The sequence below is a fragment of the Martinezella sp. CNPSo 3795 genome (assembly GCF_057784475.1).
Window position 1 is genome coordinate 137,205 of record NZ_JBXSOQ010000003.1, and the last position, 25,805, is coordinate 163,009.

Annotated in this window: 24 protein-coding genes; 15 read left to right on the forward strand and 9 right to left on the reverse strand. The window is 61.1% G+C overall.

Annotated elements, in window-relative coordinates; translation table 11 throughout:
- Nucleotides 1–42: 42 nt before the first annotated feature.
- Genes AC13QY_RS10320 through AC13QY_RS10330 form a run of 3 tightly spaced genes read right to left on the reverse strand, consistent with a single transcriptional unit; the run spans nucleotide 43 to nucleotide 2,551 of the window.
- Nucleotides 43–1,299, reverse strand: coding sequence for a CCA tRNA nucleotidyltransferase (locus tag AC13QY_RS10320; RefSeq protein WP_152092624.1), 1,257 nt, complete (start codon nucleotides 1,297–1,299; stop codon nucleotides 43–45).
- On the reverse strand, nucleotides 1,296–1,931 hold the full coding sequence (locus tag AC13QY_RS10325; RefSeq protein ID WP_113332228.1) for a CoA pyrophosphatase: 636 nt from the start codon (nucleotides 1,929–1,931) through the stop codon (nucleotides 1,296–1,298). Before AC13QY_RS10325 ends, AC13QY_RS10320 begins: the two co-directional genes overlap by 4 nt.
- Nucleotides 1,928–2,551: a DUF1285 domain-containing protein gene (locus AC13QY_RS10330; protein WP_069612680.1), complete on the reverse strand. Its 624-nt coding sequence runs from the start codon at nucleotides 2,549–2,551 to the stop codon at nucleotides 1,928–1,930. The genes AC13QY_RS10325 and AC13QY_RS10330 overlap by 4 nt, the downstream gene beginning before the upstream one ends.
- Before the next feature lie 167 nt (nucleotides 2,552–2,718).
- On the opposite strand from AC13QY_RS10330, the gene AC13QY_RS10335 reads away from it, so the two are divergent.
- From AC13QY_RS10335 to AC13QY_RS10355, 5 genes are read left to right on the forward strand one after another with little or no spacing between them, the layout of a single operon-like run.
- The gene (locus tag AC13QY_RS10335) at nucleotides 2,719–3,732 is read left to right on the forward strand and encodes an AAA family ATPase (protein WP_113420497.1); all 1,014 of its coding nucleotides are present in this window, start codon (nucleotides 2,719–2,721) and stop codon (nucleotides 3,730–3,732) included.
- Nucleotides 3,733–3,758: 26 nt separating this feature from the next.
- Nucleotides 3,759–4,679, forward strand: coding sequence for a DUF58 domain-containing protein (locus tag AC13QY_RS10340; protein WP_152092623.1), 921 nt, complete (start codon nucleotides 3,759–3,761; stop codon nucleotides 4,677–4,679).
- A complete protein-coding gene (locus tag AC13QY_RS10345; protein WP_152096206.1) occupies nucleotides 4,676–7,498 on the forward strand; it encodes a DUF4159 domain-containing protein in 2,823 nt (940 codons plus the stop codon). The genes AC13QY_RS10340 and AC13QY_RS10345 overlap by 4 nt, the downstream gene beginning before the upstream one ends.
- Before the next feature lies 1 nt (nucleotide 7,499).
- Entirely contained in the window at nucleotides 7,500–9,572 is a 2,073-nt protein-coding gene (locus tag AC13QY_RS10350; protein WP_152092621.1) for a hypothetical protein, read from the forward strand.
- 5 nt (nucleotides 9,573–9,577) lie between these two features.
- Nucleotides 9,578–10,000: a GNAT family N-acetyltransferase gene (locus AC13QY_RS10355; protein WP_371864924.1), complete on the forward strand. Its 423-nt coding sequence runs from the start codon at nucleotides 9,578–9,580 to the stop codon at nucleotides 9,998–10,000.
- A 33-nt stretch (nucleotides 10,001–10,033) separates the two neighbouring features.
- On the opposite strand, the gene AC13QY_RS10360 is transcribed toward AC13QY_RS10355, so the two are convergent.
- Complete coding sequence (locus tag AC13QY_RS10360; RefSeq protein WP_113395375.1) at nucleotides 10,034–10,615, reverse strand: GNAT family N-acetyltransferase; 582 nt, start codon at nucleotides 10,613–10,615, stop codon at nucleotides 10,034–10,036.
- 349 nt (nucleotides 10,616–10,964) lie between these two features.
- On the opposite strand from AC13QY_RS10360, the gene AC13QY_RS10365 reads away from it, so the two are divergent.
- A complete protein-coding gene (locus tag AC13QY_RS10365; RefSeq protein WP_152092619.1) occupies nucleotides 10,965–11,954 on the forward strand; it encodes a glutathione S-transferase family protein in 990 nt (329 codons plus the stop codon).
- 15 nt (nucleotides 11,955–11,969) lie between these two features.
- On the opposite strand, the gene AC13QY_RS10370 is transcribed toward AC13QY_RS10365, so the two are convergent.
- Nucleotides 11,970–12,461, reverse strand: coding sequence for an NUDIX domain-containing protein (locus AC13QY_RS10370; protein ID WP_113395377.1), 492 nt, complete (start codon nucleotides 12,459–12,461; stop codon nucleotides 11,970–11,972).
- 50 nt (nucleotides 12,462–12,511) lie between these two features.
- Here AC13QY_RS10370 and AC13QY_RS10375 point away from each other — a divergent pair, with 50 nt between their 5' ends.
- The 5 genes from AC13QY_RS10375 (at nucleotide 12,512) to AC13QY_RS10395 (ending at nucleotide 17,623) form a co-directional block, all read left to right on the forward strand.
- A complete protein-coding gene (locus AC13QY_RS10375) occupies nucleotides 12,512–13,453 on the forward strand; it encodes a metallophosphoesterase family protein (RefSeq protein ID WP_113395378.1) in 942 nt (313 codons plus the stop codon).
- Nucleotides 13,454–13,848: 395 nt separating this feature from the next.
- On the forward strand, nucleotides 13,849–14,361 hold the full coding sequence (locus AC13QY_RS10380; protein ID WP_112720912.1) for an RNA polymerase sigma factor: 513 nt from the start codon (nucleotides 13,849–13,851) through the stop codon (nucleotides 14,359–14,361).
- Nucleotides 14,362–14,364: 3 nt separating this feature from the next.
- Nucleotides 14,365–15,204 carry an anti-sigma factor gene (locus AC13QY_RS10385; RefSeq protein WP_173002435.1) on the forward strand — a complete coding sequence of 280 codons (840 nt, stop codon included), beginning with the start codon at nucleotides 14,365–14,367 and terminating at the stop codon, nucleotides 15,202–15,204.
- A gap of 100 nt (nucleotides 15,205–15,304) precedes the next feature.
- Nucleotides 15,305–15,508 (forward strand): hypothetical protein, encoded by a 204-nt coding sequence (locus tag AC13QY_RS10390; RefSeq protein ID WP_113332216.1) that lies wholly within the window; start codon nucleotides 15,305–15,307, stop codon nucleotides 15,506–15,508.
- A 270-nt stretch (nucleotides 15,509–15,778) separates the two neighbouring features.
- Nucleotides 15,779–17,623 carry an ABC transporter ATP-binding protein gene (locus tag AC13QY_RS10395; protein ID WP_113420495.1) on the forward strand — a complete coding sequence of 615 codons (1,845 nt, stop codon included), beginning with the start codon at nucleotides 15,779–15,781 and terminating at the stop codon, nucleotides 17,621–17,623.
- 70 nt (nucleotides 17,624–17,693) lie between these two features.
- Here the strand turns inward: AC13QY_RS10395 and leuA are convergent, their stop codons facing one another.
- Both leuA and AC13QY_RS10405 read right to left on the reverse strand, forming a co-directional pair.
- Complete coding sequence (gene leuA, locus AC13QY_RS10400) at nucleotides 17,694–19,400, reverse strand: 2-isopropylmalate synthase (protein WP_113420494.1); 1,707 nt, start codon at nucleotides 19,398–19,400, stop codon at nucleotides 17,694–17,696.
- 328 nt (nucleotides 19,401–19,728) lie between these two features.
- Complete coding sequence (locus AC13QY_RS10405; protein WP_113395381.1) at nucleotides 19,729–20,913, reverse strand: benzoate/H(+) symporter BenE family transporter; 1,185 nt, start codon at nucleotides 20,911–20,913, stop codon at nucleotides 19,729–19,731.
- A 197-nt stretch (nucleotides 20,914–21,110) separates the two neighbouring features.
- Here AC13QY_RS10405 and AC13QY_RS10410 point away from each other — a divergent pair, with 197 nt between their 5' ends.
- From AC13QY_RS10410 to AC13QY_RS10420, 3 genes are read left to right on the forward strand one after another with little or no spacing between them, the layout of a single operon-like run.
- Nucleotides 21,111–21,896, forward strand: coding sequence for a DeoR/GlpR family DNA-binding transcription regulator (locus tag AC13QY_RS10410; protein ID WP_113351831.1), 786 nt, complete (start codon nucleotides 21,111–21,113; stop codon nucleotides 21,894–21,896).
- 22 nt (nucleotides 21,897–21,918) lie between these two features.
- Nucleotides 21,919–23,109 (forward strand): MFS transporter, encoded by a 1,191-nt coding sequence (locus AC13QY_RS10415; RefSeq protein WP_113395535.1) that lies wholly within the window; start codon nucleotides 21,919–21,921, stop codon nucleotides 23,107–23,109.
- Nucleotides 23,075–23,458, forward strand: a complete 384-nt coding sequence (locus AC13QY_RS10420; RefSeq protein WP_113395382.1) for a VOC family protein — start codon at nucleotides 23,075–23,077, stop codon at nucleotides 23,456–23,458. Before AC13QY_RS10415 ends, AC13QY_RS10420 begins: the two co-directional genes overlap by 35 nt.
- A 196-nt stretch (nucleotides 23,459–23,654) precedes the next feature.
- Here the strand turns inward: AC13QY_RS10420 and AC13QY_RS10425 are convergent, their stop codons facing one another.
- Nucleotides 23,655–24,242, reverse strand: coding sequence for an ATP-dependent Clp protease proteolytic subunit (locus AC13QY_RS10425; RefSeq protein WP_152092618.1), 588 nt, complete (start codon nucleotides 24,240–24,242; stop codon nucleotides 23,655–23,657).
- Nucleotides 24,243–24,473: 231 nt separating this feature from the next.
- Between AC13QY_RS10425 and AC13QY_RS10430 the strand changes: the two genes are divergently transcribed.
- Nucleotides 24,474–25,280, forward strand: a complete 807-nt coding sequence (locus AC13QY_RS10430) for a DUF2076 domain-containing protein (protein WP_152092617.1) — start codon at nucleotides 24,474–24,476, stop codon at nucleotides 25,278–25,280.
- Between the two features lie 60 nt (nucleotides 25,281–25,340).
- Here the strand turns inward: AC13QY_RS10430 and queF are convergent, their stop codons facing one another.
- Entirely contained in the window at nucleotides 25,341–25,805 is a 465-nt protein-coding gene (queF, locus tag AC13QY_RS10435) for a preQ(1) synthase (protein ID WP_015340658.1), read from the reverse strand.

Here is a 25,805-nt window from a genome sequence, read left to right on the forward strand (position 1 = left end):
TCGGCAGGCTGGCCAGTCAGTCCCGCTATGCAGGTCTCATTATCAGGCGTTGGCTAAGTCCTTGAGTCGGGCGAGAAGGCTCGCCCGGTTCATCGCAAAATTCCCATCGAGCCATTCCTGCTCGATCTTGCCAAGAAGCTCGCCCACGCGCGGACCCGCATTGACGCCCGCGGCAAGCGCATCAGCGCCATTGAGCGGAAAAGCCGGCTTCTTCCATTTTGCCGTCCGTTCCAACAATTTCCCGAGCCGCGCCACGCGGGCCATTTCCTCGAAATCGCCTTCCGCCTTGCTCCGCGCAACGGCCAGCGCCAACTTAAGGCGAACCGCGACGCCGGTCGGATCATGGCGATAAAGCAGGCGATCGAAGGCCGCCTCTGAAATATCGTCCTTGACGATGGGCGCATTCGCCCAGGCCTGCAGATAGGAGCCTTCCGCTTTCGAGAGGCGCAGTCGCTCGGCAAGCTTGGCAAGCCTTGCCGCATCGGGCGGCACAATGGCTGCAAGACGAAGTAGAGCCTCCGACGGCCAGCCGAGAGCCTCTTCGGCGGCGATCAGCCCAGGAATGGCGTCGATGCCCCATTTCTCGGTTTCCGGCAGCACTTCAGTCAAAATGCCGATCTGGCGCATCCAGAGCAGCGCCCTGCCCGGGTCCGGGGCTGCCAGCAGCTTCTTCATCTCGGACCAGACACGCTCGGCCGAGAGTGTTGATATCTTCGACTTTGCGGCGGCACAGGCGCGCAAGCCATCGGCATCGGGACGGCCGCTGCCATAATAGGCGAAGAAGCGGAAGAAGCGCAGGATGCGCAAGTGATCCTCGGCAATCCGCGTCGCAGCATCGCCGATGAACCGAATATTGCGGCGTTCCAGATCGGCAAGCCCGCCGACGAGATCCGCGACCTCGCCGTCGGCGGATGCATAGAGCGCATTGATCGTCAGGTCCCGCCGCTCGGCATCGGCCTGCCAATCCTGGCTGAAGGCCACTACGGCGCGCCGCCCATCCGTCTCCACATCGCGTCGCAAGGTGGTGATTTCGAACGGCTTTCCGTCGATGACCAGAGTGACCGTACCATGCGCAATGCCTGTTGGTACCGCCCTGATTCCGGCCGCCTCTGCTCGTTCCACAACCGTTTCCGGCAAAAGAGTTGTGGCTATATCGATATCGGCGACGGGCAGCCCCATCAGGCTGTTGCGGACGGCACCACCGACCACGCGCCCCTCGCCGCCATCGGCATCGAGCAGCGCCAGCACCCGCTGCAATGCCTCATCGCGAAACCAGGCCTCATCGGCAACGGACGTCATGTATAAAGCCTTTCATAAAGCGTGCGGACGATGCCCGCGGTAATGCCCCAGATCATGCGCTGCCCATAGGGCATGCGGTAGAAATGGCGTTCCGTCCCCTGCCAAAGCATCGTGTCGGTCACGTGGTGGCCGGGGTCCATCAGGAAAGAGAGCGGCACCTCGAAGACATCCTCCACTTCGGTCGGATTGAGAGCCAGGTGAAAGCCCGGCTTCACCACGGCGAGAATGGGCGTGATGCGAAAGCCGGTCGCTGCCAGATAATGCGGCAGCCGCGCGACGGGCTCGATGAAGATATCGGCAAGCCCGATTTCCTCGCCCGCTTCGCGCACCGCCGCCATTTCCGGCGACGCGTCCTCTGGATCGATGGCACCACCCGGAAAGGCGATCTGGCCCGAATGCTTGCGCAGCGTCGAAGTTCTAAGCGTGAAGATCACCTTGGCATCGTCGCCGCTGTCAACGACGGGCACAAGCACGGCGGCATCCTTGAGCTTCAGGTCCGCGACCTGTGAAATGGTCTCGGGATTGAGAAGATGATCGCCGTGATCGCGCCAGGCAAGCTCCACCGGTCCGCCACTCTGATGGAGGGCGCGACGGCGGAATTCATCCGCGGAATAAAGGGGAAATTCATTCATCGAGTCAGTGCATCCAGTTCGGCAACCGGCATGACGGGAAATATGGAGCTGCCGGAACGCACGCAGAAGATCTCTCGCCCGGCAATCACGACGGGCTCACCAAGCTCGATGAGATCGTACATGACCGCACGCGTCACCAGAGCCTCAAGCCGCCCGCGGACATGCAGATAAGGCTTCAATTCATCGTTCTCACCGCTGATGACGAAGCGGATTGGATGATCCCTGCCTGCCTCGACGACATCGCCGACATTGGTGCGGAAGGTCAGCACCCGTCTGCCCTCACGCTCCGTCACGCTCATCTCGACGGCCACGAACGGCGCGTCGACCACGCGAATACCCACCTTTTCCACAGGCGTCACGAGATAGGTCTTCCCATCCTCGTCTTTGCGCAGAACTGTGGAAAACAGCCGCACCAGCGGCGCGCGACCGATCGGCGTGCCGAGATAGAACCAGGTGCCGTCGGCGCGGATCTCCATGTCGATATCGCCGCAGAAGGGCGGATTCCAGCGATCGACGGGCGGCAAACCCTTCTTGGAGCCACCGCTATCGCCAGCCGCGCGCGAAATCAGCGCCGCGAGGCTTGCGGCATCGCCCGTTGTCCTGATTTCCTCGGTTGCCATTCTTCTGTCCCGGTTGGTCGTTAGTCAGGAATATGACAGTTCTCACGAGATAGTCATTTGAAACGTGCTTGTCAGCGGTCTTGCTGGCGATAAGTTGTATTGATTATGAGGCAAATGTGTAACGTCTGCGAATCACGCGCACCGTTTTTCTGCCATTGGAGACGCAAATGGGCATGATCAAATCGACCGAAACGAGCCTCGACGAGCAGGCCATCATTGCCTCAGCCGAAAAGGCACTGGGCGATATCGCCGCCGTTCGCCAGGAGGTGTCGAAGGTCATTTTCGGTCAGGAAAGCGTCGTGGAAAACACGCTTCTGGCCGTGCTCGCCGGCGGTCATGCCTTGCTGGTGGGCGTACCGGGTCTCGCCAAGACGAAGCTGGTGACGACACTCGGCGCCGTTCTCGGCCTTGCCTCCAACCGCGTGCAGTTCACGCCGGACCTCATGCCCTCGGATATTCTCGGTTCCGAGGTCATGGACCAGGACGAAACCGGCCGCCGTTCCTTCCGTTTCGTCAAGGGTCCGGTCTTCGCGCAATTGCTGATGGCCGACGAAATCAACCGCGCCTCGCCGCGCACGCAGTCCGCCCTGCTGCAGTCCATGCAGGAATATCACGTCACCATCGCCGGCCAACGTTATGACCTTCCTGCTCCCTTCCACGTTCTCGCAACACAGAATCCGTTGGAGCAGGAAGGCACTTATCCGCTGCCGGAAGCCCAGCTCGACCGTTTCCTGCTGCAGGTCGACGTCGATTATCCCGAGCTTGCGGATGAACGCCGCATCCTGCTCGAAACCACCGGCTTAAGCGAAGCGACGCCACAGGCGGTCATCGACGCCGAACGCTTGCTGGAAATCCAGCAACTCATCCGCCAGATGCCCGTCAGTGACGGCGTCGTCGATGCGATCCTGTCGCTCGTGCGCTCGGCCCGCCCAGGCCAGGGCAATGCCTCGACGGACAAGCATGTCGCCTGGGGTCCAGGTCCGCGTGCCGGCCAAGCGATGATGCTCTGCGCCCGCGCCCGCGCCCTTTACGAAGGCCGGCTTGCACCGTCGATCGACGACATTCATGCACTCGCCGAGCCAGTGTTGGAACACCGCATGGCGCTGACTTTCGCAGCCCGCGCCGAAGGCATGTCCGTACGCGATGTCATTTCAGGGCTGGTCAAGCAGTCGAAGTCGTGACCCGGATGTCGAGGAGAGTATAGCGCGTGGCATCCATCGGACAGACCGTCAGACCGACCTCAGGCAACGATGCCCTCTCCCGAGCCCGTAGTCGCGCCGCACTCGTGCCGGACTGCCTTGTCGAAGCCAAGCGCATCGCCAATACCGTCATCGCCGGATGGCACGGCCGGCGCAAGCGCGGCATCGGCGAGAATTTCTGGCAGTTCCGCCCCTATACCGAAGGCGAAAGCCTGTCGCGCATCGACTGGCGACGCTCGGCCCGTGACGATCACACCTATATCCGCGATCATGAATGGGAAGCCGCTCACACGATCTGGCTCTGGGCCGATCTCTCCCCATCCATGATGTATAAATCGACCTATGGCCATGTGTCCAAGGAAGGCCGCGCGCTCGTCCTGATGCTGGCGCTGGCGGAAATCCTGTCCCGCTCCGGTGAGCGCATCGGCTGCCCCGGCATCATGGAGCCGGTTTCGACCCGCAACGCTGCCGAACGCCTGGCCGCAGCGCTGATGCATACGCCGCTCGAAGGCGGCCTTCCGCAGACATCAATGATCCGCGGCTGGAGCGATATCGTGCTGATCGGCGATTTTCTCGACGATGCCGATAGCGTGATGGGCAGGATCGGACCGCTGGCCCGCCGTGGCTTACGCGGTCATGTGATCGAGGTTGCCGACCCCGCCGAAGAACTATTTCCCTATAGCGGGCGCACCGAATTCAGCGATCCCGAAACGGGCTCGAAGCTGATCGCCGGCCGCGCGGAAAACCTGCGTGACGATTATCGGCGCGCCTATCTGGCGCGGCGCGAAAATCTCGGCCAATCGCTACGCCATCTCGGCTGGACCTTCGTCAACCACCGCACCGACCGCCTGGCTTCCGAAGCGCTGGTCGCCGTGCACATGTATCTCTCAGGCATGCCCGCGAGGATCGCGTCAGGAGGCCAGCCATGAGCGGTCTCTCCTTTGCATTCGCTTCGCCGGCCATCTTGGCAGCGCTCATTCTGCTTCCTGCGATCTGGTGGCTGCTGCGCCTGACCCCGCCGCAGCCGCGCACCGAAGTGTTCCCGCCGCTCCGCATTCTGGCGAGCATCCTCAAACGTGAGGAAACCCCGGCGCGCAGCCCATGGTGGCTGACGCTGCTGCGCATGCTGCTTGCCGCCCTGATCATTCTTGCCATCGCCAATCCGATGTTCAATCCGCGCACCAACACGCTGTCGAGCAGCGGCCCGCTGGCGCTGATGATCGACAATAGCTGGGCAAGCGTCTCCGACTGGGAACGCCGCGTGCGCACGGCGGACGCGCTGATCGACGATGCCGATGCCAAGGGCATTCCGGTCTCGATCGCCTTCACCGCCGAACAGAGCAACGATGCCACACCGGGTGCGGCGACATCGGCCCGAGACAAGCTGCATGCCATGAACCCGCAACCGTTGGTGCCGGATCGCCGGCGCGCCGCCGACGCCGTCAAGGCGGCGCTCAACGGCATGAAGCCCGGTACTATCGCCTTCATCTCCGATGGCATCGAGAGCAGGGACAAGGACGATATCGTCAGCCGCCTTGCCGTGCTGCAGCCGAGCGAGCTGCGGCTGATCGAAGGCGACGGCCGCGATATCGTCGCGCTCACCGGCGCAGCCAATACCGCCAGCAACATGACCGTCACGGCCACACGGCTGAACGGCAGTAGCCCGATGCGCCTCGGACTGACGGCGCAAGACAATCAGGGACGGCCAATCGCCGCCGGTTCGCTTGACTTCGCGGGCGGGCAGACGGTTGCGACCGGCTCCATCGCCGCGCCCTTCGAAATGCGCAATGATTTCGCCCGCATCAGCATCGACCGCCAGGCTAGCGCCGGCAGCGTCTATCTGCTCGACGACGGTTTTCGCCGCCGCCGCGTGGCCCTCCTCTCCGGACAGGCTGCTGACGAATTCCAACCGATCCTGTCGCCACTCTATTATATCCAGCGCGCACTTCAGCCCTTTGCTGATCTCATTCAGCCGAACAGCGCCGATCTGGCAAAGTCGATCCCCCAACTGCTTGCGGGCAATCCCTCCGTTATCATCATGGCCGATGTCGGCCGCCTGCCGCAGGAGACCTATGCGCCGCTGCAAAAATGGATCGAGAATGGCGGCACGCTCGTCCGCTTCGCCGGACCGCGCCTTGCCGCAGCTCCCGCCGACGATCCGTTGGTCCCGGTCACATTGCGGCAGGGCGAGCGCACCTTCGGCGGCGCTCTTTCCTGGGCCGAGCCGCAGCCGCTTGCCGATTTCCCCTCTTTCGGCCCCTTCGCCGGCATGCCGAAGCCGGATGATGTCCTGATCAAACGGCAGGTTCTGGCCGAGCCGACACCGGATCTCGCCGAGCGCACCTGGGCAAGCCTTGCCGACGGCACGCCGCTGGTGACCGAAAAGCAGATGCAGGCCGGCCGTATCGTGCTCTTCCACGTCAGCGCCGAGCCGCAATGGTCGGATCTGCCGATATCAGGCGATTTCGTCGAGATGCTGCGCCGCATCGTACAATTGTCGCGTGCCGGTGGCGTGGCTCCGGGGCAAGTGGCTGCCTCCAAGGCAAGTGAAGCAATGCCACCCTATCGACTCCTGTCCGCCAAGGGCGTGCTGACCAGCGAGATCGGCAGCGCCCGCCCGCTGGAACCAAACAAGGGGGCCGCAGTCGCAAGTTTCGACAACCCGCCCGGCCTCTACGGTTCCGAAGAGGGCTTCAGTGCGCTCAACACCCTGCCGAGCGGCGCAGTGCTCAAGCCGCTGGATACCTCGGCGGCCGGCGCTGTCGCGCGCGAAGGCCTTATCGGGGGCGAGGCCTGGTCGGCAAAGCCGATCCTCTTTACCCTCGCCTTCCTCCTGCTGCTCGCCGACAGCATCATCGTACTGTTCATGAACGGTGCCTTTCCACGCCTGGGCAGATCGGCCAAGACGATTGCGGGCGGCACGGCAATGCTGCTGCTGGCTGCATCGCTCGCCATATTCCTGCATCCGGCAAACGCTCTGGCCGACGATTCCAAACCGGGCGACGACGCCATCTTCTCGCGGCTCGACAAGACGCATCTTGCCTATGTCGTGACAGGCGAAACGGACGTGGATCACATTTCGGAGCGCGGGCTTGCCGGCCTCTCCGACTATCTCACCTATCGTACGACGCTCGAACCAGGCCCGCCGGTAGGGGTGGATCCTGCCAAGGATGAACTCGCCTTTTACCCGCTGATCTACTGGCCGATTTCAGCAACCGCGCCGATGCCGTCCAACGACGCCATCAACCGCATCGACGCCTATATGCGCAACGGCGGCACCGTGCTCTTCGACACGCGTGACGCCATCGACACGATGGGCGACACTTCGTCACCGAGCCCCAACGGCCAGCGACTGCAGCAGATCCTTGCCAACCTCGATATTCCTCCCCTCGAGCCCGTGCCCGCCGGCCATGTGCTGACCAAGTCCTTCTACCTGCTGTCGAGCTTCCCCGGCCGCTATGCAGACAGCCCGCTCTGGGTGGAAGCGCGTCAGGATGCGCGCCGCGATGCGAACGCCGTCGCGACCTCCGACGGGGTGACGCCGATCATGATTACGGGCAATGATTTTGCCGGCGCTTGGGCTATCGGCGACAATGGCTCGCCGCTGCTGCCGACCGTCCCCCCGGATGAAACGCAGCGGGAATATGCCTACCGCACCGGCGTCAACATCATGATGTACATGCTGACCGGAAACTATAAGTCCGATCAGGTCCACGTTCCCGATATCCTGCAGCGCTTGGGGCAATAGTATGAATATCGGTTTTGCCCCCTTCCTCCCCTGGCCTATCCTTGCCGCTCTGGCGGTGCTGACGCTCGCCATCTGGGCGCTTGCCATCTACAGGCGCCTGCGCGGCGGCTGGATTCGTGGTTTCGCAGGTATTGCCTTGCTGGCGGCACTCGCCAACCCGGTACTGATGCAGGAGGATCGCGATCAGCTGACGACGATCGTGCCCGTCGTCGTCGACCGCAGCCTGAGCCAGCAGACGCCGGAACGTGCCAAGATGACGGACGAAGCCCTGGCGATGCTCAAGGATCGGCTGGCGCAATTCCCCCGCATCGAGCCCAGGATCGTGGAATTCCGCGATCCGGCGGAGTCGGAATCTCCGTCGACACGGCTTTTCTCTGCCCTCTCCTCGGCAATCGCCGACGTCCCGCCCGCCCGTATCGGCGGTGCCATCTTCCTGACGGATGGCCAGATCCACGATATCCCCGGCGTCAATCAGCAGCTCGGCTTTGACGCACCCGTCCACGGGCTGATCACGGGCAAACCGGACGAATTCGATCGCCGCATCGAGATCGTGCGAGCACCTCGCTTCGGTCTTGTCAACGAAGAGCAGCAGCTCGTCTTCCGTGTCGTCGACGATGGCAAGAGCCCCGGCGGCACGGCAGCAGTGACGGTCAAGATGAATGGCGACGAGATCGCCACCCTGCAGGCGACACCCGGCCAGGACACGCCCTTCAGCTTCAAGGTGCCCCGCGCCGGCAACAATGTCCTCGAATTCGCGGTCGCCGAAGTGCCTGGCGAAGTCACCGGCATCAACAATCAGACGGTCCAGCTGATCGAAGGCATCCGCCAGAACATGCGCGTCCTGCTCGTCTCGGGCGAGCCGCATGCCGGCGAGCGCGCCTGGCGCAACCTTCTGAAATCGGACGCCTCGGTCGATCTCGTGCACTTCACCATTCTGCGCCCGCCGGACAAGCAGGACGGCACGCCGATCAACGAGTTGTCGCTGATCGCCTTCCCGACCCGCGAGCTTTTCGTCGACAAGATCAACTCTTTCGACCTGATCATCTTTGACCGCTATCAGGACCGCCAAAACGTCCTGCCGACGATCTATTATGATTACATGGCACAATATGTGGAAAACGGCGGCGCATTGCTGGTTGCGGCCGGCCCCGAACATGCCGGCGGCAGTTCGATCGCGCTGACGCCGCTTGCCTCGGTACTGCCGGCCGAGCCGACGGGCCAGATGATCGAAAAAGCCTTCTATCCGCGCCTGTCGGACCAGGGCAAAAAGCACCCCGTCACGCGCGGGCTGGATGGCTCCGAAACCGAGCCACCGCATTGGGGCCGCTGGTTCCGCAGCGTCGATGTGGAGAGGCCGCAAGGACAGACCGTGATGGTCGGCGCTGACAATAGTCCCTTGCTGGTGCTGAACCGCGTCGGCCAGGGGCGTGTCGCCATGCTGCTCTCCGACGAGGGCTGGCTCTGGGCACGCGGCTTCGAAGGCGGCGGCCCACATGTCTCGCTCTACCGTCGCATCGCCCATTGGCTGCTGAAAGAGCCAGCGCTGGAAGAAGAAGCGCTGACGGCCAATGCCGCCGGGCGCACGCTGCAGGTAACACGCCAGACGATCGGCAACGATCCCGGCCCCGCTACGATCAAATTGCCTTCCGGCCAGACGGAAACCTTGCCGCTGAGGCAGACCCAGCCGGGTCTCTATCAAGCCGAGAAGCATATGAACGAAATCGGGCTCTACCAGATCGCCAACGGCAATCTGTCGACACTCGTTCATATCGGCGCAATCGATGCTCCGGAATTCAAGGCGATGATCTCGACCACCGAGACACTGAAACCGCTGGCACAAAAAACGAAGGGTCTCGTCACTCGCGTTGCCGGCGCAAATGGTGGCGTGACGGTGCCGCAAGTTCTGCCGGTGCGCGGCGCCGTTCGCGTCGCCGACGGTCAGCGCCTGACCATCCGCATGACTGACGAAACCGTGCTGAAGGGGATCAATACCCTGCCGCTCTTTGCAGGCTTTGCCGGTCTCGCCGCCCTTCTTTTTGCTTTCTCCGCCACATGGTGGCGCGAAGGACGATGAATGTGATGAAGATCGAAGTGACCGATACGCCATCCGAAGGCGAGCTTGCGGCCATCAGCGAGGGATTGACAGCGTTCAACACCACCGACGTCGGGCCATCCGGCCGGCAATCCCTCGCCGTTCTGATCCGCGACGATGCCGGCAAGCCCATCGGTGGCATCTCGGGCTATACCGCCTGGGGATGGCTGTTCACGCAATGGCTCTTCGTGCCGGAAAGCCTGCGCGGCCAGGGCATGGCCGGAAAGCTGCTGGAGGCGGCGGAAGCGGAGGCAAGCGCCCGCGGTTGCTTCGGCGCATGGATCGATACCTTCAATCCACAGGCGCTGAAAGCCTATCAGCGGCAGGGCTATGCCATCTTCGGCGAACTGCCAGATTTCCCGGCCGGTCGCAGCCGATTCTTTCTGAAGAAGACGTTATCGCCCCGCTGACATCAAGCAGGGCGATTTTTCGTTGATGGCGCCTTAGACAGCGATCGCCGTGAACTGCACGACATCATCCAGATCGTCTTCGTCTTCGGCTTCGGCTTCGATAGCCGGAATGGAATCATCGCGCCAGACAATCGTGCCATGCAGCCGCGCATGCGTGTCTGCGGCGATCGGCACGACGAGCACCCGGTTTGGATCGACAGGCCCCGGGAAGGTCAGTGCGTTGTAGGCGACCTTCTCGAAACCGAGCGGGCAATAATAGGGCGGATCGCCGATCAGGATGACGGCTTCCGACCCCTTGCGCTGAGCGGCCGCCACCGCAATCCGCACGAGCTCGCGGCCGATCCCCTTGTTCTTGTGGGACGGACGCACCGCAAGCGGGCCGAGCAGATGTCCTTTGACCGATCCGGCCAGCACCGGCGTCATCCGCACCGAGGCGATCGTCTCGCCATCGTCGGCGCAGATGAAGGATAGCGAACGGTCATGCGGTCCCTGCTCGCGAATGCGAGCAGCGGCGCGTGTAAACCGTCCCGGACCGAAAGCTTCTTCGTTGATGAGTTCGATAGCAGCGTCGTGCGACGCATCCTCAGTGAGGTAGACCAGATCGTGCTTGTACATTAGCCCAGAAAACCAGATAGACGGACGATATTGTTCCCGAAAGCGCTCATGGAGCGTTCAAGATCATCGGCGTCGTCGCAGGCTTCTGGTTACTTTCATGACAAGGGGTCCTTAAAGTGTGAGAAGCCGGATAGCAGGAAATATTCGGCGCGTCCAATGCAAAATGCATCCTGCCGTTCATTCATGCAGGATCGTGCCGGCATCGTGTCTTTTCTGAAGCTTCACGTCGCCACATGAGCCCGCCGACAGCACCTATGACGCAGTGTTCATCATTTGCCGTCTCGAAATCCGGCGCGCATGCCGTATCTCTAGATATATAGTTTCGGCAGTTTTCCGAAAGGATTAAGCAATGGGCATGTTGGTGGACGGCGTCTGGCATGACGTCTGGTACGATACCAAGGAGACGAAAGGCCATTTCAAGCGCGCCGCGTCGCAGTTTCGAAACTGGATCACCGTGGATGGCAGCGCCGGCCCCACTGGCACCGGCGGCTTCAAGGCAGAGGCCGGACGCTATCATCTCTACGTCTCGCTCGCCTGCCCCTGGGCGCATCGAACCCTGGTCTTCCGCAAGCTGAAAAAGCTGGAGGAGCAGATCTCCGTCTCGATCGTCGATCCGCTGATGCTGGAAAATGGCTGGGAATTCAAAGGACAGGATGGCGGCACTGTCGACCATCTCTTCGGCGCGACGAAGCTCTGGGAGGTCTATGTCAAAGCCGATCCGCATTATTCCGGCCGCGTGACTGTTCCCGTTCTCTGGGACAAGCAGACCGGCACGATCGTCAACAATGAGTCCGCGGAAATCATCCGCATGTTCAATACGGCCTTCGATGGCCTGACCGGCTCCACGGCGGATTTCTATCCCACCGATCTGCAGGCCGATATCGATGCATTGAACGAGCGCGTCTACGATACGGTCAACAACGGCGTCTACAAGGCCGGCTTTGCGACGACGCAGGAAGCCTATCAGGAAAACGCACTCCGCCTTTTCGAAACCCTCGACATGCTCGATGAGCGGCTGGCGACACAGCGCTATCTATTCGGTGATCGCTTGACGGAGGCCGATTGGCGGCTGTTCACGACATTGGTTCGTTTCGACGCCGTCTATGTCGGACATTTCAAATGCAATATCCGGCGCATTGCCGACTATGCCAACCTCTCGGCCTATCTCCGGGATCTCTATCAGATCGGCGGCGTTGCCGAGACGGTGAACATCGGGCACATCAAGAACCACTATTATCGCAGCCACAAGACCATCAACCCGACAGGCATCGTGCCGATCGGGCCGGAACTGGATTTCGATCGCCCGCATGGGCGTGAGCGGCTGGCAAAGGCTGCCTGATCCAAGCGTCGGAGACTACCAATAGCTGGAGGGAGCTTCCGCTCCTTCCAATTCCTTCAGCCGGCGATAGGTTGCCTTCGTCGTGCCTGGCGGCAGCGCATCGACTGCAAAGAAGCCGCATTCGACGATCTCCCGATCTGGCTTGCGCGGCGAGGTCTGGGTAACCTCGACGCGATAGAAGACGACGTGGTCGCGTTTGCTGGTGTGATTGTTGAAATAGACGTGGAAGAGCTGCGGCTTGCCTGAGATCGCCAGATTGCCTTCCTCGCGCAACTCCTTTTCGAGCGCCTGCTCCACAGTCTCATGGCGTTCGACGCCGCCGCCGGGCATATGCCATCCGGCGATATAGGAATGCCGAACCAGAAAAATCCGCCCTTCACGATCGAAGCAAGCGGCGCGCACGCCGATGGTCATGCTGCGGGTCAGCACGAAATAGACATGCAGCGCGCGGCCGAACAGACGCACAGCCAAACTCTGCCTTTCGTCGCGTCGATTGTCTTCGCTCATGCCTGAACCCCGGCGTCGCGATCTACAATTGGATTGGGGATGTATTTGTTTTGACAATAGAGTGGGCTATGTCTCATCCCATGTTCAAGCTCGCGCATATTTCCGATGTTCACCTTGGTCCACTGCCACGTCTTTCGATCAGAGAACTCGCCTCCAAACGCATTACCGGATTTGTGAACTGGCACCGGAACCGGCGCAAGCATCTTTTTGGCGATACGCTCGATCTCCTTCTTGACGACATCAAGGCGAAACAGGCCGATCACCTGGCCGTAACCGGCGATCTCGTCAACCTTGCGAGCGGCATGGAGATCCAGACAGCAGCCGCGTGGCTGAAGACTGTCGGCGATCCTCTCCACACCTCAGTTGTTCCCGGCAATCACGATGCCTATGTGCCCGGCGCCTACGAAAAGGCCATGCGCTCCTGGTATCCCTATGTCCGCGGCGACGATGCTCCTGCCGAATGGCAGGAAGAGCAGCGCATTTTCCCCTATCTGCGTATCCGCGGTCAGGTCGCGCTTGTGGGCTGCTCCACAGCCGTTGCCACCCCGCCCTTTGCTGCGAGCGGCTTCTACTCCTCGCGCCAGGCGCGCGAGACGGTCAATATCCTGCGCGCAGCCGGAGATGCCGGGCTCTTTCGCGTCGTCATGATCCATCACCCGCCCATTCGCGGTGCAACCAGTTTCTACAAGCGGATGATCGGCATTCGCCGTTTTGCCGCCGTCATCTCGACCGGCGGCGCCGAACTTGTCCTGCATGGCCACACACATCTCAACACCTTGCATTGGCTGCGCGGCCACATGGGCCCGGTCCCGGTCGTCGGGATCGCCTCAGCATCGCAAGGAGTCGGCGGATTGAAGCCGCGCGCGGCCTATAATCTCTTCACCATCGCCGGGCGGCCGGGCGCCTGGGAACTGAAGGCGGAGCGTTACAGCCTCAGCGACAACGGCAGCGGCGTCGACCCCGAAGGCTTCGATATTCTCGCGACATGGTGAGCCTTTTAGCGTCATCGTGCGCATCGTTTCGGTAGCGTTTTCTAAGATACGGAGCTACAATCGAAGCATTGGAATCCTGAAATGCGGGATGGATTTTGAGGTCGTGACAAGGAGCACCGCATGCCGGTTTTCGGAGCCTGTATCCCGTGGGTTGCGGCTTCTTGGAGAGCTCGGGCAGCGCCGAGACAAGACCGGCTGACACATTGTGGGATTACTGCGGTAAGAATGACAGTCAAACGCGCGGGTGCTTTTGAAGACTTGCGAAACGGCACGGAAATGGTTCATACCAGCACAGGACAATTATTCCGCTCGCATCACCTTTCTTACGGGAAAGGCTGTCCATCGCGGAAGCAGATTGTCGATGTAACAACCTCCAACGCCTTCCTGGAACGATCATGCCAACGCCGGTAGCAGCCACTGATATCAGACGCGATCTGGTCGGCCTTCTTCCGAAGCTTCGCCGCTTTGCGGTGACGCTGACCGGCGATCTCGCCGAGGCGGACGAGCTTGTTCAAAACGTCTGTCAGCGCGGCATAGCCAAGTTCCATCTCTGGAACAGCGGCGGCAAGCTGGAAAGCTGGCTCTATACGATGGCCCGGCATCAATGGGTCGATGAAGCGCGACGCCACAAACTACGCCCCGCCGCAAAGGGCAGTGCACTAGAACAGGGCGAGCCGATATCCGGCACCCATTTAAATCTTGTAGAAGCCGGCGAAGCGCATCGTCTCGTCACATCTTTGCCAGAAGGACTTGCCAGTGTCTTCCTGCTGGTCGACGTCGAAGGGCACAGCTACAAGCAGGCTGCCGACGTCCTCGGCATCCCTTTGTCGGCAGTGATGTCAAGGCTATCCAGCGCACGCCTTTACCTTGCCTCCCAGGGTCATAGTCGCTCGCCTCGAAGGTTTTAAGCATTGCAGGACATGAAGAAAACGCCGCTCGAAATCCGCTTGTCCGCCTTCATGGATGGCGAGACGAGCCGCGAAGAAAAAGAAGAGTTGGAAAAGCTCATCGCCTCGGATCCGAACGCGCGACGTATTTTCGATGAGCTGAAGCACGGCTCCGATGTTGGCCGCAAGGCTTTTGACGAGGTTTTGAAGGAGCCTGTACCGCTGGCGCTCGTTCGCTCCATCAAGAGCGCCCAGCCTCCGAAGACCCGAGATCCCTCTCCCCGTCTCACCCGGCAATCATTGAAATTGGCGCCCACGGGCAAGCAATCGCTGGCCGCGGCTCTCATCCTGTTCGCCGTCGGCGGCGGCATCGGTTATCTTTTCGGCATGCAGCCCGCTGACGTCCCGGCGAGTCCTCCGCCGACCCCGACACAGGCTATGACACGCAACTGGCTGGATGATATCGCCGCCTATCACCGCATCTATTCGCGCCAGCCGCAGCGTATGGTCGAGCTGCAGGCAAGCCAGCTGGACGAGATCGCCAAGTGGCTGGCGAGCACGGTCGGCGTCAAATTCAATTTTCCGGACCTTGCTGCCGATGGTCTCGTCTTCCAAGGCGCGCGCATGTCCATCGCAGCCGGCAAGCCAGTCGGCCAGCTGATCTACAAGAACCTCGATGGTGATGTCGTCGCCATCTGCTTTACCAAGACGGACGGCGTTGCCGACGACGATTTCAGCGAAACCATCAAGGACGATATCAGCATCGTGTCCTGGCACCGCAACGGCACCACCTATGCGGTCGTCGGTCCCTCCTCGGATGCAATGCTCGATCAGATCGCCAATCGGGTATCCTCGGAAATCTGACTGATATCCCATCCGTTTTGCGCCTTGCGGCTGCCGGCCGGCCGATGGATAATGGGCGGCGACAACCGCATGAGCCCGATAGTCTTGCTGGAGTTTCGACATGTCCGACGTTCTGCTGACCATTCCTGAAATCGACAGGCGTATCGCGGCGATAAAGGAAAACCTTCGCGAACTGATCGAGCAGGCAGCAGCCTTTTCCGGCGCCGCCGACGAAGAACGGACATCTGAGCGGATAGCCGAGCAGGAAGAAGAGCTCGAGCGTCTGACGAAGCAGCGCGATGAGCTTGCCAAAGGCAAGGCCTGAGCAAAACTCACCATTGAAGCACATATGCCTGGACGAGCTCGACGCGAGGCGTGGAAAGAACGGCACTCGGCCTTCTATGTCGAACGATCACGATACAATTTCTGCTGACATCGGCGCGGATACACGCTATAGAGGTTGCAGCGACCAATGAGGAGAGCACTCTGATGAAAAATCACGGCACAGGAAACCACCGCTGAAAGGCAGTGCCGTGAAGGGCTGCTTTATCGGCCCGACCATCAGATTGCTATCTTTCGCCCGTGGAGGGCACTCATGTTTCGTCGCTTCGAAGAGCTTGTCGATCCGTTTCAGGATCATGACGAGCTGCAGCCATCACCCAAGGCCTGGCGCTATCTTCTAACCAATCTTCGCCCGTTTCGCACGGTCATGGCAATCAGCCTCAGTCTGACCGTGATCGGCGCTATCATCGAGATCTGGCTCATCGGCTATTCGAGCCGGCTGGTGGACGATCTCGCCGCCGCCCGGCGCGAGGATTTCTGGGCATCCGAAGGATTCGGCTTGCTCGCCGCGGCCGCCCTCGTCCTGATCGGACGGCCTCTTGCCGGCTATCTCCGCGAAAGCCTGGATGACATCGCGTTTCGGCCGAATGCCGAGACGCTGTTCCGCTGGCGGGCTCACCGTCATGTCCTTCGGCAATCGGTCGGCTGGTTCCGTCAGGACTTTTCCGGTCGAATCGCCAGCCAGGTGCGCGACATTGGCACGGCAGCAACGGGCGCGGCCTATCAGGTCCTGCATACGCTCTCCTTTGTCACGATCTATGTGGCCGGCTCGCTCTGGCTGATGGCCTCGATCGACCCGCGCCTCATCTGGCCCCTGGCGGTGTGGCTGTTCTGCTATCTCGCACTGATGGCCTATGTCATCCCTCGCCTGCAGAAGGCCTCCGCGCAATACCAGGGAGCCTATGCCGAGCTGACGGGCATGCTGGTGGACAGCTATGCCAATATCGACCTCATCAAGCTTTTTGCCGATGCAAGGGCGGAGGATAAGGAGACCCGTCGTCGTTTCTCTCAAGCCCGCGAAACATTTGTCAGGGTGCAGAGATTGGAAGTGCTGGTCAATTCGAGCATGCTGTTCCTTGGCAGCTTCCTCATTGTCACACTTGTCGGCTATGCGGTCGTCCTCTGGCAGTCCGGCGGGGCACCGCTCGGGCTGATCGCGGCATCCCTAGCGCTGAGCTTCCGTATAACCGGCATGGCCGAATGGATGCTGGACGCGGTATCGTCGCTTTTTGCCCATCTCGGCGCCATGCGGCAATCGCTGCTGACCGTCTCGCAGCCGCTTGCCATTACCGATATGCCTTGCGCAAAGCCGCTTGCCGTCACCAATGGCGAGATCGCCTTCAGAGAGGTCACCCATCGCTACGGCAAGGAAGATGGCGGGCTGGACGGCATTTCGCTTCGAATTGAGGCAGGCCAGAAAGTCGGCCTTGTCGGCCGCTCCGGCACTGGCAAATCGACCTTGGTCAACCTGCTACTGCGCTTCTTCGATCCGGAAGCCGGCATCATCGAAATCGATGGCCAGGATATTCGGCAGGTGACGCAAGATAGCTTGCGCCGGCAGATTGCGGTGGTCGGTCAGGAAGCGTCGCTCCTTCACCGCTCCATCCGTGATAACATCGCGCATGGCAATCTCAGCTTTTCGGAGGATGCGGTTCTCGCTGCGGCAGAGAAGGCTGCGGCCAGCGATTTCATCGCGGGCCTCAGGGATCAGGAAGGAAGAATCGGTTTCGATGCGCATGCCGGCGAACGTGGCGTCCAGCTTTCCGGCGGTCAGCGGCAGCGCGTCGCGATTGCGCGCGCTATTCTGAAGGATGCCCCGATTCTGGTGCTCGACGAGGCAACATCTGCCCTCGATTCGGAAGTCGAAGCCGAAATTCAGGATACGCTCTACGGCATCATGGAAGACAAGACCGTGATCGCCATCGCCCATCGCCTGTCGACCATCGCGCGTATGGACCGCATCGTCGTGCTCGACCACGGCCGCATCGTCGAGGACGGCACGCATGCGGAGCTGATCGCCCGGAACGGCATCTACGCAACGCTGTGGTCGCACCAATCCGGCGGCTTCATCGAAGGCGACGAACCGCCAGCCGACTGATGTGCAATAAAAGTGGCCCCCTCGAAAACGAGGGGGCCTTTCAAATCAGAGCTGCAACCAGGCTTGAGCCTTATGCCGACTTGATGGCGAGCACGCGGTTCGCCGCCGAGACGATCGCCTCGAGGGACGCAGCGACGATATTGGTGTTGATGCCAGCACCGAAAAGCTTGCCGCCTGGATAGGAGACCTCGACATAGGAGATCGCCGAGGCGTTCGAGCCGTGCTGGAGTGAATGCTCGGAATAATCCTCGACCGACATCGGAATGCCGAGATAGATCGAGAGCGCGTTGATGAAGCCATCGATCGGGCCGTTACCCCTGCCCTCGATGCGCTTCACCTCGCCCTTGTCGGTAATCTCGGCCGCGACGATGCGCTGCCCCTTATGCTCGGGGTCGGCGAAGGTGTGGTGGTCGACGAAGCGGAGCCGCGCCTCCGGCTGCGTGACATAGCGCTCGATAAAATGCTCGTAGATGCGCTTGGAGGGCAATTCCTTGCCTTCCTCGTCGGTGATGCGCTGGATTTCCTCGCGATATTCCACCTGCAGATTGCGCGGCAGATTCAGCCCGTAATCCTGCTGCATGATATAGGCGATGCCGCCCTTGCCGGACTGCGAGTTGATGCGGATGATCGCCTCATAGGTACGACCGACATCCTGCGGATCGATCGGCAAATAGGGCACTTCCCAAACCGGATCGTTGGCGACTTTGGCGGCCTTCATGCCCTTGTTGATCGCATCCTGGTGCGAACCGGAGAAGGCAGTATAGACCAGCTCGCCGACATAGGGATGGCGCTCGCCGATCGCCATCTGGTTGGAATATTCGTAAACTTCCTTCATGCGCTCGATGTTGGAGCAATCCAGCTCCGGATCGACGCCCTGTGTGAACATGTTCAACGCCATGGTGACAACGTCAACATTGCCGGTGCGCTCGCCATTGCCGAACAGCGTGCCTTCCACACGATCGGCGCCGGCCATCAATGCCAGCTCGGCAGCGGCAATACCCGTCCCGCGGTCATTGTGCGGATGCAGCGAAATGATCAGGTTTTCTCTGTTATCGAGATTGCGGCACATCCATTCGATCTGGTCGGCATAGATGTTCGGCGTCGCCATTTCGACGGTCGACGGCAGATTGATGATCAGCTTGTTATCAGGCGTCGGCTTCACGACGTCGATGACGGCGTTGCAGATTTCCAGCGCCACATCCAGCTCGGTGCCGGTGAAGCTTTCCGGCGAATATTCGAAGCGATAGCCGCCGCCGGCCTTCGCCGCCATGTCGGTGATCATCTTGGCCGCGTCGACGGCGATCTGCTTGATGCCCTGCACGTCCTTGGCAAATACGACGCGGCGCTGCAATTCGCTGGTGGAATTGTAGAAATGCACGATCGGCTTGTTGGCGCCTTCCAGCGCTTCGAAGGTGCGGGTAATCAATTCCGGGCGGCACTGGACGAGAACCTGCAGCGATACATCGGCAGGCACACTGCCCTGTTCGATGCACCAGCGGGCAAAGTCGAAGTCGGTCTGCGAAGCCGAGGGGAAGCCGATCTCGATTTCCTTGAAACCCATATCCAGCAACAGCTGGAACATGCGTGCCTTGCGGTCGTGACCCATCGGATCGACAAGCGCCTGATTGCCGTCGCGCAGATCGACCGAACACCAGATCGGCGCCTTGGTGATCACCTTGGACGGCCAGGTCCGGTCGGGAATATTGATTTGCGGATAGGCGCGGTATTTCACCGCTGCTTCGGGCATGCCTTTGGGGGAATGGCTGTTCGCGTCCATGGTCTCGTCTCTTCCTTTCCCGTCATTTTATCCCGCGTCTTAGCCGATCGGATGCGGCTTGGCGATGATAAATGCGGACCCTTTGCGGGTAAGCTGTCGATTTTAGGGTAAGTCGCGAGGAGCGATGGCCAGCGGGCTTTTCGGCCGCCGGGCGCTCCTCAAAGGACCCGGCAACCGCGCGTAAGGCCGAGGAGGAGAAGCGAAGTAAGGGCGCGCGTATTGTCACGCAGGGCAACGCGCCCACGTGCAATCTGCTCGGAAATCTTTGCGCCAGTCAGCTTCATGGCCGCGCTTATAGCTGCCGGATCAGAAAGAAGCAACCCCTCGCCTACTTCTTCAGCATTTGCACGCCGCGCGACAGCGCCAGCATCAGCCCGCCGGCGATGAGCCCCCAGAAGGCGCCGGAAATACCGCCGAAGGAAACACCCGATGCCGTCACGAGAAACGTGATGGCGGCCGCCTCGCGCGATTCCGGCTGCTGGAAAGCGTTCAAGGCGGAATTGGAGAGCGCGCCGACCAGCGCCAGGCCGGCCACCGCCTCGATCAGAATCGGCGGCGCCAGCGCCACGAAAGCCGTCACGGCACTCGCCAGCAATCCGAGGATCACATAGCCGATCCCGGCGACAATCGCGGCCCAGTAGCGCCGCGCGGGATCAGCATGAGCGTCCTGCCCGGCACACATCGCCGCGGTGATTGCCGCAAGATTGACGGCATGGCCGCCAAACGGGACAGCAAGCAGCGAGAACACGCCGGTCACGGCAAACAGCGGACCCGGTTTCGGCTCGTAATCATGCACCTTGAGCACGGCGATGCCGGGAATGTTCTGCGATGCCATGGTCACGATGAACAGCGGCAGCGCGATGGACACGATACCGGCAAGCGTAAAGACTGGCTTCACGAATTCGACCGTCGGCAGCAGCGAATGCTCGAGCGAGGCGAAGGCACCATCCGGTATCTTCACGCCGAAGGCCAGCACCAGGACAAAGGCCGCAAGCGCCGCCGGTACCGCCCATAGCCGCTTGAACGACCCAACGACGATCCAGGCAAGGATGATTGGCAAACCGAAGGCAGGATTGAAGGCGATCGCCTTGACGGGTGCAAAGCAGAGGCCGAGCAGCACGCCGGCCAGCATGGCATTGGCGAGCGGTGCCGGGATGGATGCGACCGCCCGGCCAAAAGGCCGAAAAAGCCCGGCAATGACGATCAATATGCCGCAAATGAAAAATGCACCGACAGCCACCGGGAAGCCGCCTTCGATCGCTCCTGCGCTCGCCAGCAGCGCGGCTCCCGGTGTCGACCAGGCAATGCTTATCGGCAGTCTCGTCACCATGCTGAGCACGATCGCGCAGAGACCCATCGCAACCGAAAGCGCCGTCAGACCGGATGCTGCCTGCGCATCCGACGCGCCGACCACCTGCAGGCCATGAAAGACGACGGCGAAGGAACTGGCAAAGCCGACGAAGGCCGTGAGGCAACCCATGAACAGGCTTTGAACGGAAAAATCTTTGAGCATGGCGATGGAGACTCGAAGAATGCGTGAGGATCGATGGAACGCGCATGGAGCATTACAAGCATCAGGCGTGCAAGTGCTGTTTTCGCGCGAATGGCAGTGTCGCTCAGCAAATCACTCGCGGAATATATCGTCGTCGACTCATACCGTGTATAAACGTGCATATTGACTCTCTTGCTTATGCACGTTAATGCAAATTGATGAGCAATTCACTTCCATTATCCCGTCGGGACGTCATCGAAGCGCGGCTTGCAGAGGGCAGGCAGATCGTTGCCGCATCTCTGGCCGCCGAATTCAACGTGTCCGAAGATGCCGTGCGCCGCGATCTGCGGGCACTTGCCGCAGAGGGCAAATGCCGCCGCGTCTACGGCGGCGCGCTCCCTCTCCTGACGCCGTCGCAGCCGATGGCCGTACGCGTCGGCCAGGAATCCGGTCGCAAGAGAGCCCTGGCCAAGGCGGCCGCCGCAATGATCGAACCGGGCGAATTCCTGTTTTTCGACAGCGGCAGCACCAATCTCGCAATGGTCGATCTTCTGCAGAAGAACATGGACGTGACGATCGCAACGAACTCCATCGATATCGCCAGTGCAGTCATGAAGCGCGGCGATATTCCGCTCGTCCTGATTGGTGGTGCGGTCGATCCCGTCGTCGGCGGCAGCGTCGATGCGTCGGCCGTTGCAGCCATCGAAGCCATGAACATCGATCGCTGCTTCCTGGGCGTCTGCGCCGTTTCGGCAAGAAACGGCATCAGCGTGTACGAACATGCAGATGCGATCTTCAAGCGGACGCTGCTCAAGAAAAGCGCAGCACGGATCGCGTTGATTACCTCGGAGAAGTTTCACGAACGCGCGCCGCACCGCATCGGCGGCGCCGACGATATCGATTGGCTTGTTGTCGAGGATGACCTGCCTGTCGCTGACGAAAAGGCGGCCGCCGACGCCGGCTTCTCGCTGGTGAAGGCAAGCGACGTCACGTCATCCTCCTGATTTCGAAAGATAAGAAATGACCATGCAATCCACGGATCGGCCGGAAACCCGGCTGGCAACACGACTTGCTTTTCTGGTTGGAGGTTTTGCCCTCGCCTGCTGGGCTCCCCTCGTCCCCTTCGCCAAGGATCGCCTCGGCGTCGATGATGGTGTGCTGGGCATGCTATTGCTTTGCCTTGGCCTCGGTTCGGTCGCGGCGATGCTTGCAGCCGGCATGTTGAGCGCGCGATATGGCAGCAAGCCGATCATCATCGCAGGCGGTCTCGGTCTCGCACTTCTCCTGCCGGCCTTGGCCATAGCGAGCACGCCATTCACCCTCGGCCTTGCGCTGGCGGCGTTCGGCGCCTGCCTTGGATCGCTCGATGTGGCCATGAACATTCATGCCGTCGAAGTGGAGAAAGGTGCGGACCGGCCGCTGATGTCCGGCTTCCATGCGCTGTTCAGCATCGGCGGCTTCATCGGCTCCCTGCTCGTCACCCTGCTCCTCTCCGCCAAGGCCGGTCCCCTTGCCGCAACGCTTCTCAGCTCGGCAGTCATGGTGATCGCCATGATCATCGCATGGCCCCGTCTGCTGCGAACCGTCCCCGCGGAGGACGCGCCGCTTTTCGTCATGCCACGCGGCGTCGTGCTGCTGCTGGCCGCGCTGGCAGCAATCACCTTCCTCGTCGAAGGCGCGATCCTCGATTGGAGTGCTCTGCTGCTTACCACGCAGGGCCAGGTCGATACCAGTCATGGCGGCCTCGGCTACATGCTGTTTGCTATTGCGATGACGGTGGGCCGCCTGAGCGGCGATGCCATTACCGCAAGAGTCGGCGACAGGGCAATCATGCTATGGGGTGGCGTGATTGCGGTCGTTGGCTTTGGCGTCCTCCTTCTTAGCCCGATCGCGATCCTCGCCATGAGCGGTTTCCTCCTGATCGGGCTTGGCGCCTCCAACATCGTCCCGGTGCTCTTCCGCAAAGGCGGTTCGCAGAAGGTCATGCCGGCCGGCCTGGCCGTCGCGGCCATCACCATGACCGGATATGCGGGCGTGCTCGTCGGCCCCGCCGGCGTCGGTTTCGCGGCGGATCATCTCGGCCTGCCCGGCGCCTTCTGGATGCTCGCCGCACTCCTCTGCGTCGCACCTCTCTGCGCCAGCATCGTTACCCGCAATCACGAACAGGCACAGGGAGAGACAGATGCGGATCGCTCATACCGCTCTATGGACGCATGATCTCGATGCCGCCGCGAATTTCTGGGAGACTTATTTCGGCGCAACCGTCGGTGAACTCTATCGAAGCCAGCGACGGCCTGGCTTCGTCTCCCGCTTCATTTCCTTGCCGGAAAGCGACGACCAGATCGAACTGATGACCGGCCCCTGGCTTTCTCCCGACCCGCACAGCGAACGCATCGGCTGGGACCATATTGCCATATCCCTCGGCAGCAAAGCTGCCGTCGATGCGCTGGCTGAACGATGCAAGGCGGATGATCGCCTGAAATCCGCACCACGCACCACCGGCGACGGCTTCTATGAGGCTGTCATCACCATGCCGGACGGAACGCCGGTGGAGATTACCATATAGGACACGCTCGGTCTGTAGTTTGCGCTTTCGAGTTCGCCGCTCCCGGAAACGTTGCAACCTCCCGAGCGGTGAAGGCTGGCGGCAGAGATTTCTGCCGCCAGCTTTTGGCTTTTGATCAAAGCTTTTTCATCGAAAACGCCCCCGCCAGCCTTCCGGCAAGCGAGGGCGCTCAATTCAATCGGAAAAACCGGCCAGATCAGATATCCGCCTGCGAGGTCACGATGCGCGAGACCAGGCCGTAAGCCTTGGCTTCCTCGGCGGAGAGCCAATAGTCGCGGTCGGTGTCCTTGGCGATGCGCTCGACCGGCTGGCCGGTGGCTTCCGAGAAGATCTTGTTCAGGCGCTCGTTCATCTTGATGATTTCGCGTGCTTGAATCTCGATATCGGAGGCCATGCCGCGCGTGCCGCCAGACGGTTGGTGCAACAGGAAGCGCGTGTTCGGCAGGCAAATACGGCGCTCCTTGGGAGCGGAAACGTAGATCAGCGCTCCGGCGGAAGCGACCCAGCCTGTACCGATCATCCAGACCTTCGGCTTGATGAACTTGATCATGTCGTGGATGGAATCGCCTGATTCGACGTGGCCGCCGGGCGAATTCACATAGATGCGGATATCGTCGTCGCTGGCAGCGGAAAGCGCCACGAGCTGCGAGCAGACCTTCTGCGCCAGTTCCTGCGTGATGCCGCCATAGATGAAGATCGAACGCGATTTGAAAAGATTCGCCTCCGCGTCCTTGCCCAAGGGCTGCTCGGTCTTCTTGTCTTCCTGTTCGTCTTCGTCGTTCATTCAACTCTCCAGCATGATGCGTCGTTCACCGCACATAGTGCGACTCAATGCGTAAAACAATGCCGGAAAAAGACAAGGCGGGAATAGCGACTGACAACATGGTGTTATGGTTGCGGATTACCGAAATGTAACTTGAATGGCTTTGAAAAGCCGAGATTTGATCCTACGTCAGGTCAGCGCGGTTAGAAACCGCGCCCCGAATTTGCAGCACAGATAGCCAAGGAGGCCATCATGTCGCCAGAAGAACGTCAATTGCTCGCCTCTCTCTTCGATCGCGTGCGCGGTGCCGCCAGCACGCAGCGCGACGCCGATGCGGAGGCCTTTATCAACCAGGCAGTCCGCGACCAGCCTTATGCGCCTTATTTCCTGGCGCAGGCCGTCATCTTGCAGGAACAGGGCATGAAGGCTGCAGCTGACCGCATCCAGCAGCTCGAAGCCCGCGTGCACGAACTCGAGCAGCAGGGCGCCGACAATCACCCGCAGGGCCAGAGCGGCGGTTTCCTCGGCGGAATCGGCTCGCTCTTCGGCGGCGGCCAGCAGCAGCCTGTGCCAGCGCCGCAGGGGACCAGCCCGCAGCAGCAGGGTCGTCTCTATGACGACTATGCCCGCAATGCGCCTCAGTCCGGCCCCTGGGCTGGCCAGCCACAGCCATCCGGCCCATGGAGCCAGCAGGCGGCAACGCCTTCGGCTGGCGGCAGCTTCCTGCGCGGTGCGCTTGGCACGGCAGCCGGGGTTGCCGGCGGCGTGATGCTGGCGGAATCGCTCTCCAGCCTCTTCAGCCCGCATCTGGGCGGCACTGGCGGCGGGCTCTTCGGTGGAAATGCCGGCAGTGGCCTCTTCGGGGGTACTGCGGCCAACGCAGCCGAACAGCCGGTTCAGGAAACGATCATCAACAACAACTATTTCGGCAATGACGACAATAGTGATCAGAATGATCAGAGGGCGGCCGATTATGCCCAGGACGCTGCCCAAGACGCTCAGGACGATGATTATGACGACTCGTCCTATGACGATGGCGACGACAACTCGTTTGCCTGAGCCGCAATCTCATCGAATCCATCAGAAAAGCCGCCATCCCCTGATGGCGGCTTTTTTCATTCAGCCTCGGCCGCGATAGGGCTGCACGCCCTGGTCCGGCAGCCATACACCCTCCGGCGGCTTGCCGGTCTGCCAGAAGACATCGATCGGAATGCCGCCGCGCGGATACCAATAAGCGCCGATGCGCAGCCACTTCGGCTGCAGCAGATCCACTAGGCGCTTGGCGATATAGATCGAGCAATCCTCGTGGAATGCGCCATGATTGCGGAAGGAATGCAGGAAGAGCTTCAGCGACTTCGATTCCACCAGCCATTCATTGGGAATGTAGTCGATGACGATATGGGCGAAATCCGGCTGTCCCGTCATCGGGCAAAGCGAGGTGAATTCGGGCGCGGTGAAGCGCACGACATAATCAGTGCCGGCGTGGCCGGATGGCACCTTCTCCAGAACGGCTTCTTCCGGATTGCTGGCGGTCTCAGTCTGGTTGCCGAGCATCGACAGGCCGGACACATCGGTCTTAGGCAT

Coding starts and splice junctions, on each gene's coding strand:
- AC13QY_RS10380 (WP_112720912.1), top strand. CDS start 13,849: ATGCCAACGCCGGTAGCAGCCACTGATATCAGACGCGATCTGGTCGGC.
- AC13QY_RS10355 (WP_371864924.1), top strand. CDS start 9,578: ATGAAGATCGAAGTGACCGATACGCCATCCGAAGGCGAGCTTGCGGCC.
- AC13QY_RS10345 (WP_152096206.1), top strand. CDS start 4,676: ATGAGCGGTCTCTCCTTTGCATTCGCTTCGCCGGCCATCTTGGCAGCG.
- AC13QY_RS10390 (WP_113332216.1), top strand. CDS start 15,305: ATGTCCGACGTTCTGCTGACCATTCCTGAAATCGACAGGCGTATCGCG.
- AC13QY_RS10405 (WP_113395381.1), bottom strand. CDS start 20,913: ATGCTCAAAGATTTTTCCGTTCAAAGCCTGTTCATGGGTTGCCTCACG.
- AC13QY_RS10420 (WP_113395382.1), top strand. CDS start 23,075: ATGCGGATCGCTCATACCGCTCTATGGACGCATGATCTCGATGCCGCC.
- AC13QY_RS10360 (WP_113395375.1), bottom strand. CDS start 10,615: ATGTACAAGCACGATCTGGTCTACCTCACTGAGGATGCGTCGCACGAC.
- AC13QY_RS10410 (WP_113351831.1), top strand. CDS start 21,111: ATGAGCAATTCACTTCCATTATCCCGTCGGGACGTCATCGAAGCGCGG.
- AC13QY_RS10365 (WP_152092619.1), top strand. CDS start 10,965: ATGGGCATGTTGGTGGACGGCGTCTGGCATGACGTCTGGTACGATACC.
- AC13QY_RS10425 (WP_152092618.1), bottom strand. CDS start 24,242: ATGAACGACGAAGACGAACAGGAAGACAAGAAGACCGAGCAGCCCTTG.
- AC13QY_RS10335 (WP_113420497.1), top strand. CDS start 2,719: ATGGGCATGATCAAATCGACCGAAACGAGCCTCGACGAGCAGGCCATC.
- AC13QY_RS10395 (WP_113420495.1), top strand. CDS start 15,779: ATGTTTCGTCGCTTCGAAGAGCTTGTCGATCCGTTTCAGGATCATGAC.
- AC13QY_RS10415 (WP_113395535.1), top strand. CDS start 21,919: ATGCAATCCACGGATCGGCCGGAAACCCGGCTGGCAACACGACTTGCT.
- AC13QY_RS10330 (WP_069612680.1), bottom strand. CDS start 2,551: ATGGCAACCGAGGAAATCAGGACAACGGGCGATGCCGCAAGCCTCGCG.
- AC13QY_RS10350 (WP_152092621.1), top strand. CDS start 7,500: ATGAATATCGGTTTTGCCCCCTTCCTCCCCTGGCCTATCCTTGCCGCT.
- AC13QY_RS10430 (WP_152092617.1), top strand. CDS start 24,474: ATGTCGCCAGAAGAACGTCAATTGCTCGCCTCTCTCTTCGATCGCGTG.
- queF (WP_015340658.1), bottom strand. CDS start 25,805: ATGCCTAAGACCGATGTGTCCGGCCTGTCGATGCTCGGCAACCAGACT.
- AC13QY_RS10370 (WP_113395377.1), bottom strand. CDS start 12,461: ATGAGCGAAGACAATCGACGCGACGAAAGGCAGAGTTTGGCTGTGCGT.
- leuA (WP_113420494.1), bottom strand. CDS start 19,400: ATGGACGCGAACAGCCATTCCCCCAAAGGCATGCCCGAAGCAGCGGTG.
- AC13QY_RS10325 (WP_113332228.1), bottom strand. CDS start 1,931: ATGAATGAATTTCCCCTTTATTCCGCGGATGAATTCCGCCGTCGCGCC.
- AC13QY_RS10320 (WP_152092624.1), bottom strand. CDS start 1,299: ATGACGTCCGTTGCCGATGAGGCCTGGTTTCGCGATGAGGCATTGCAG.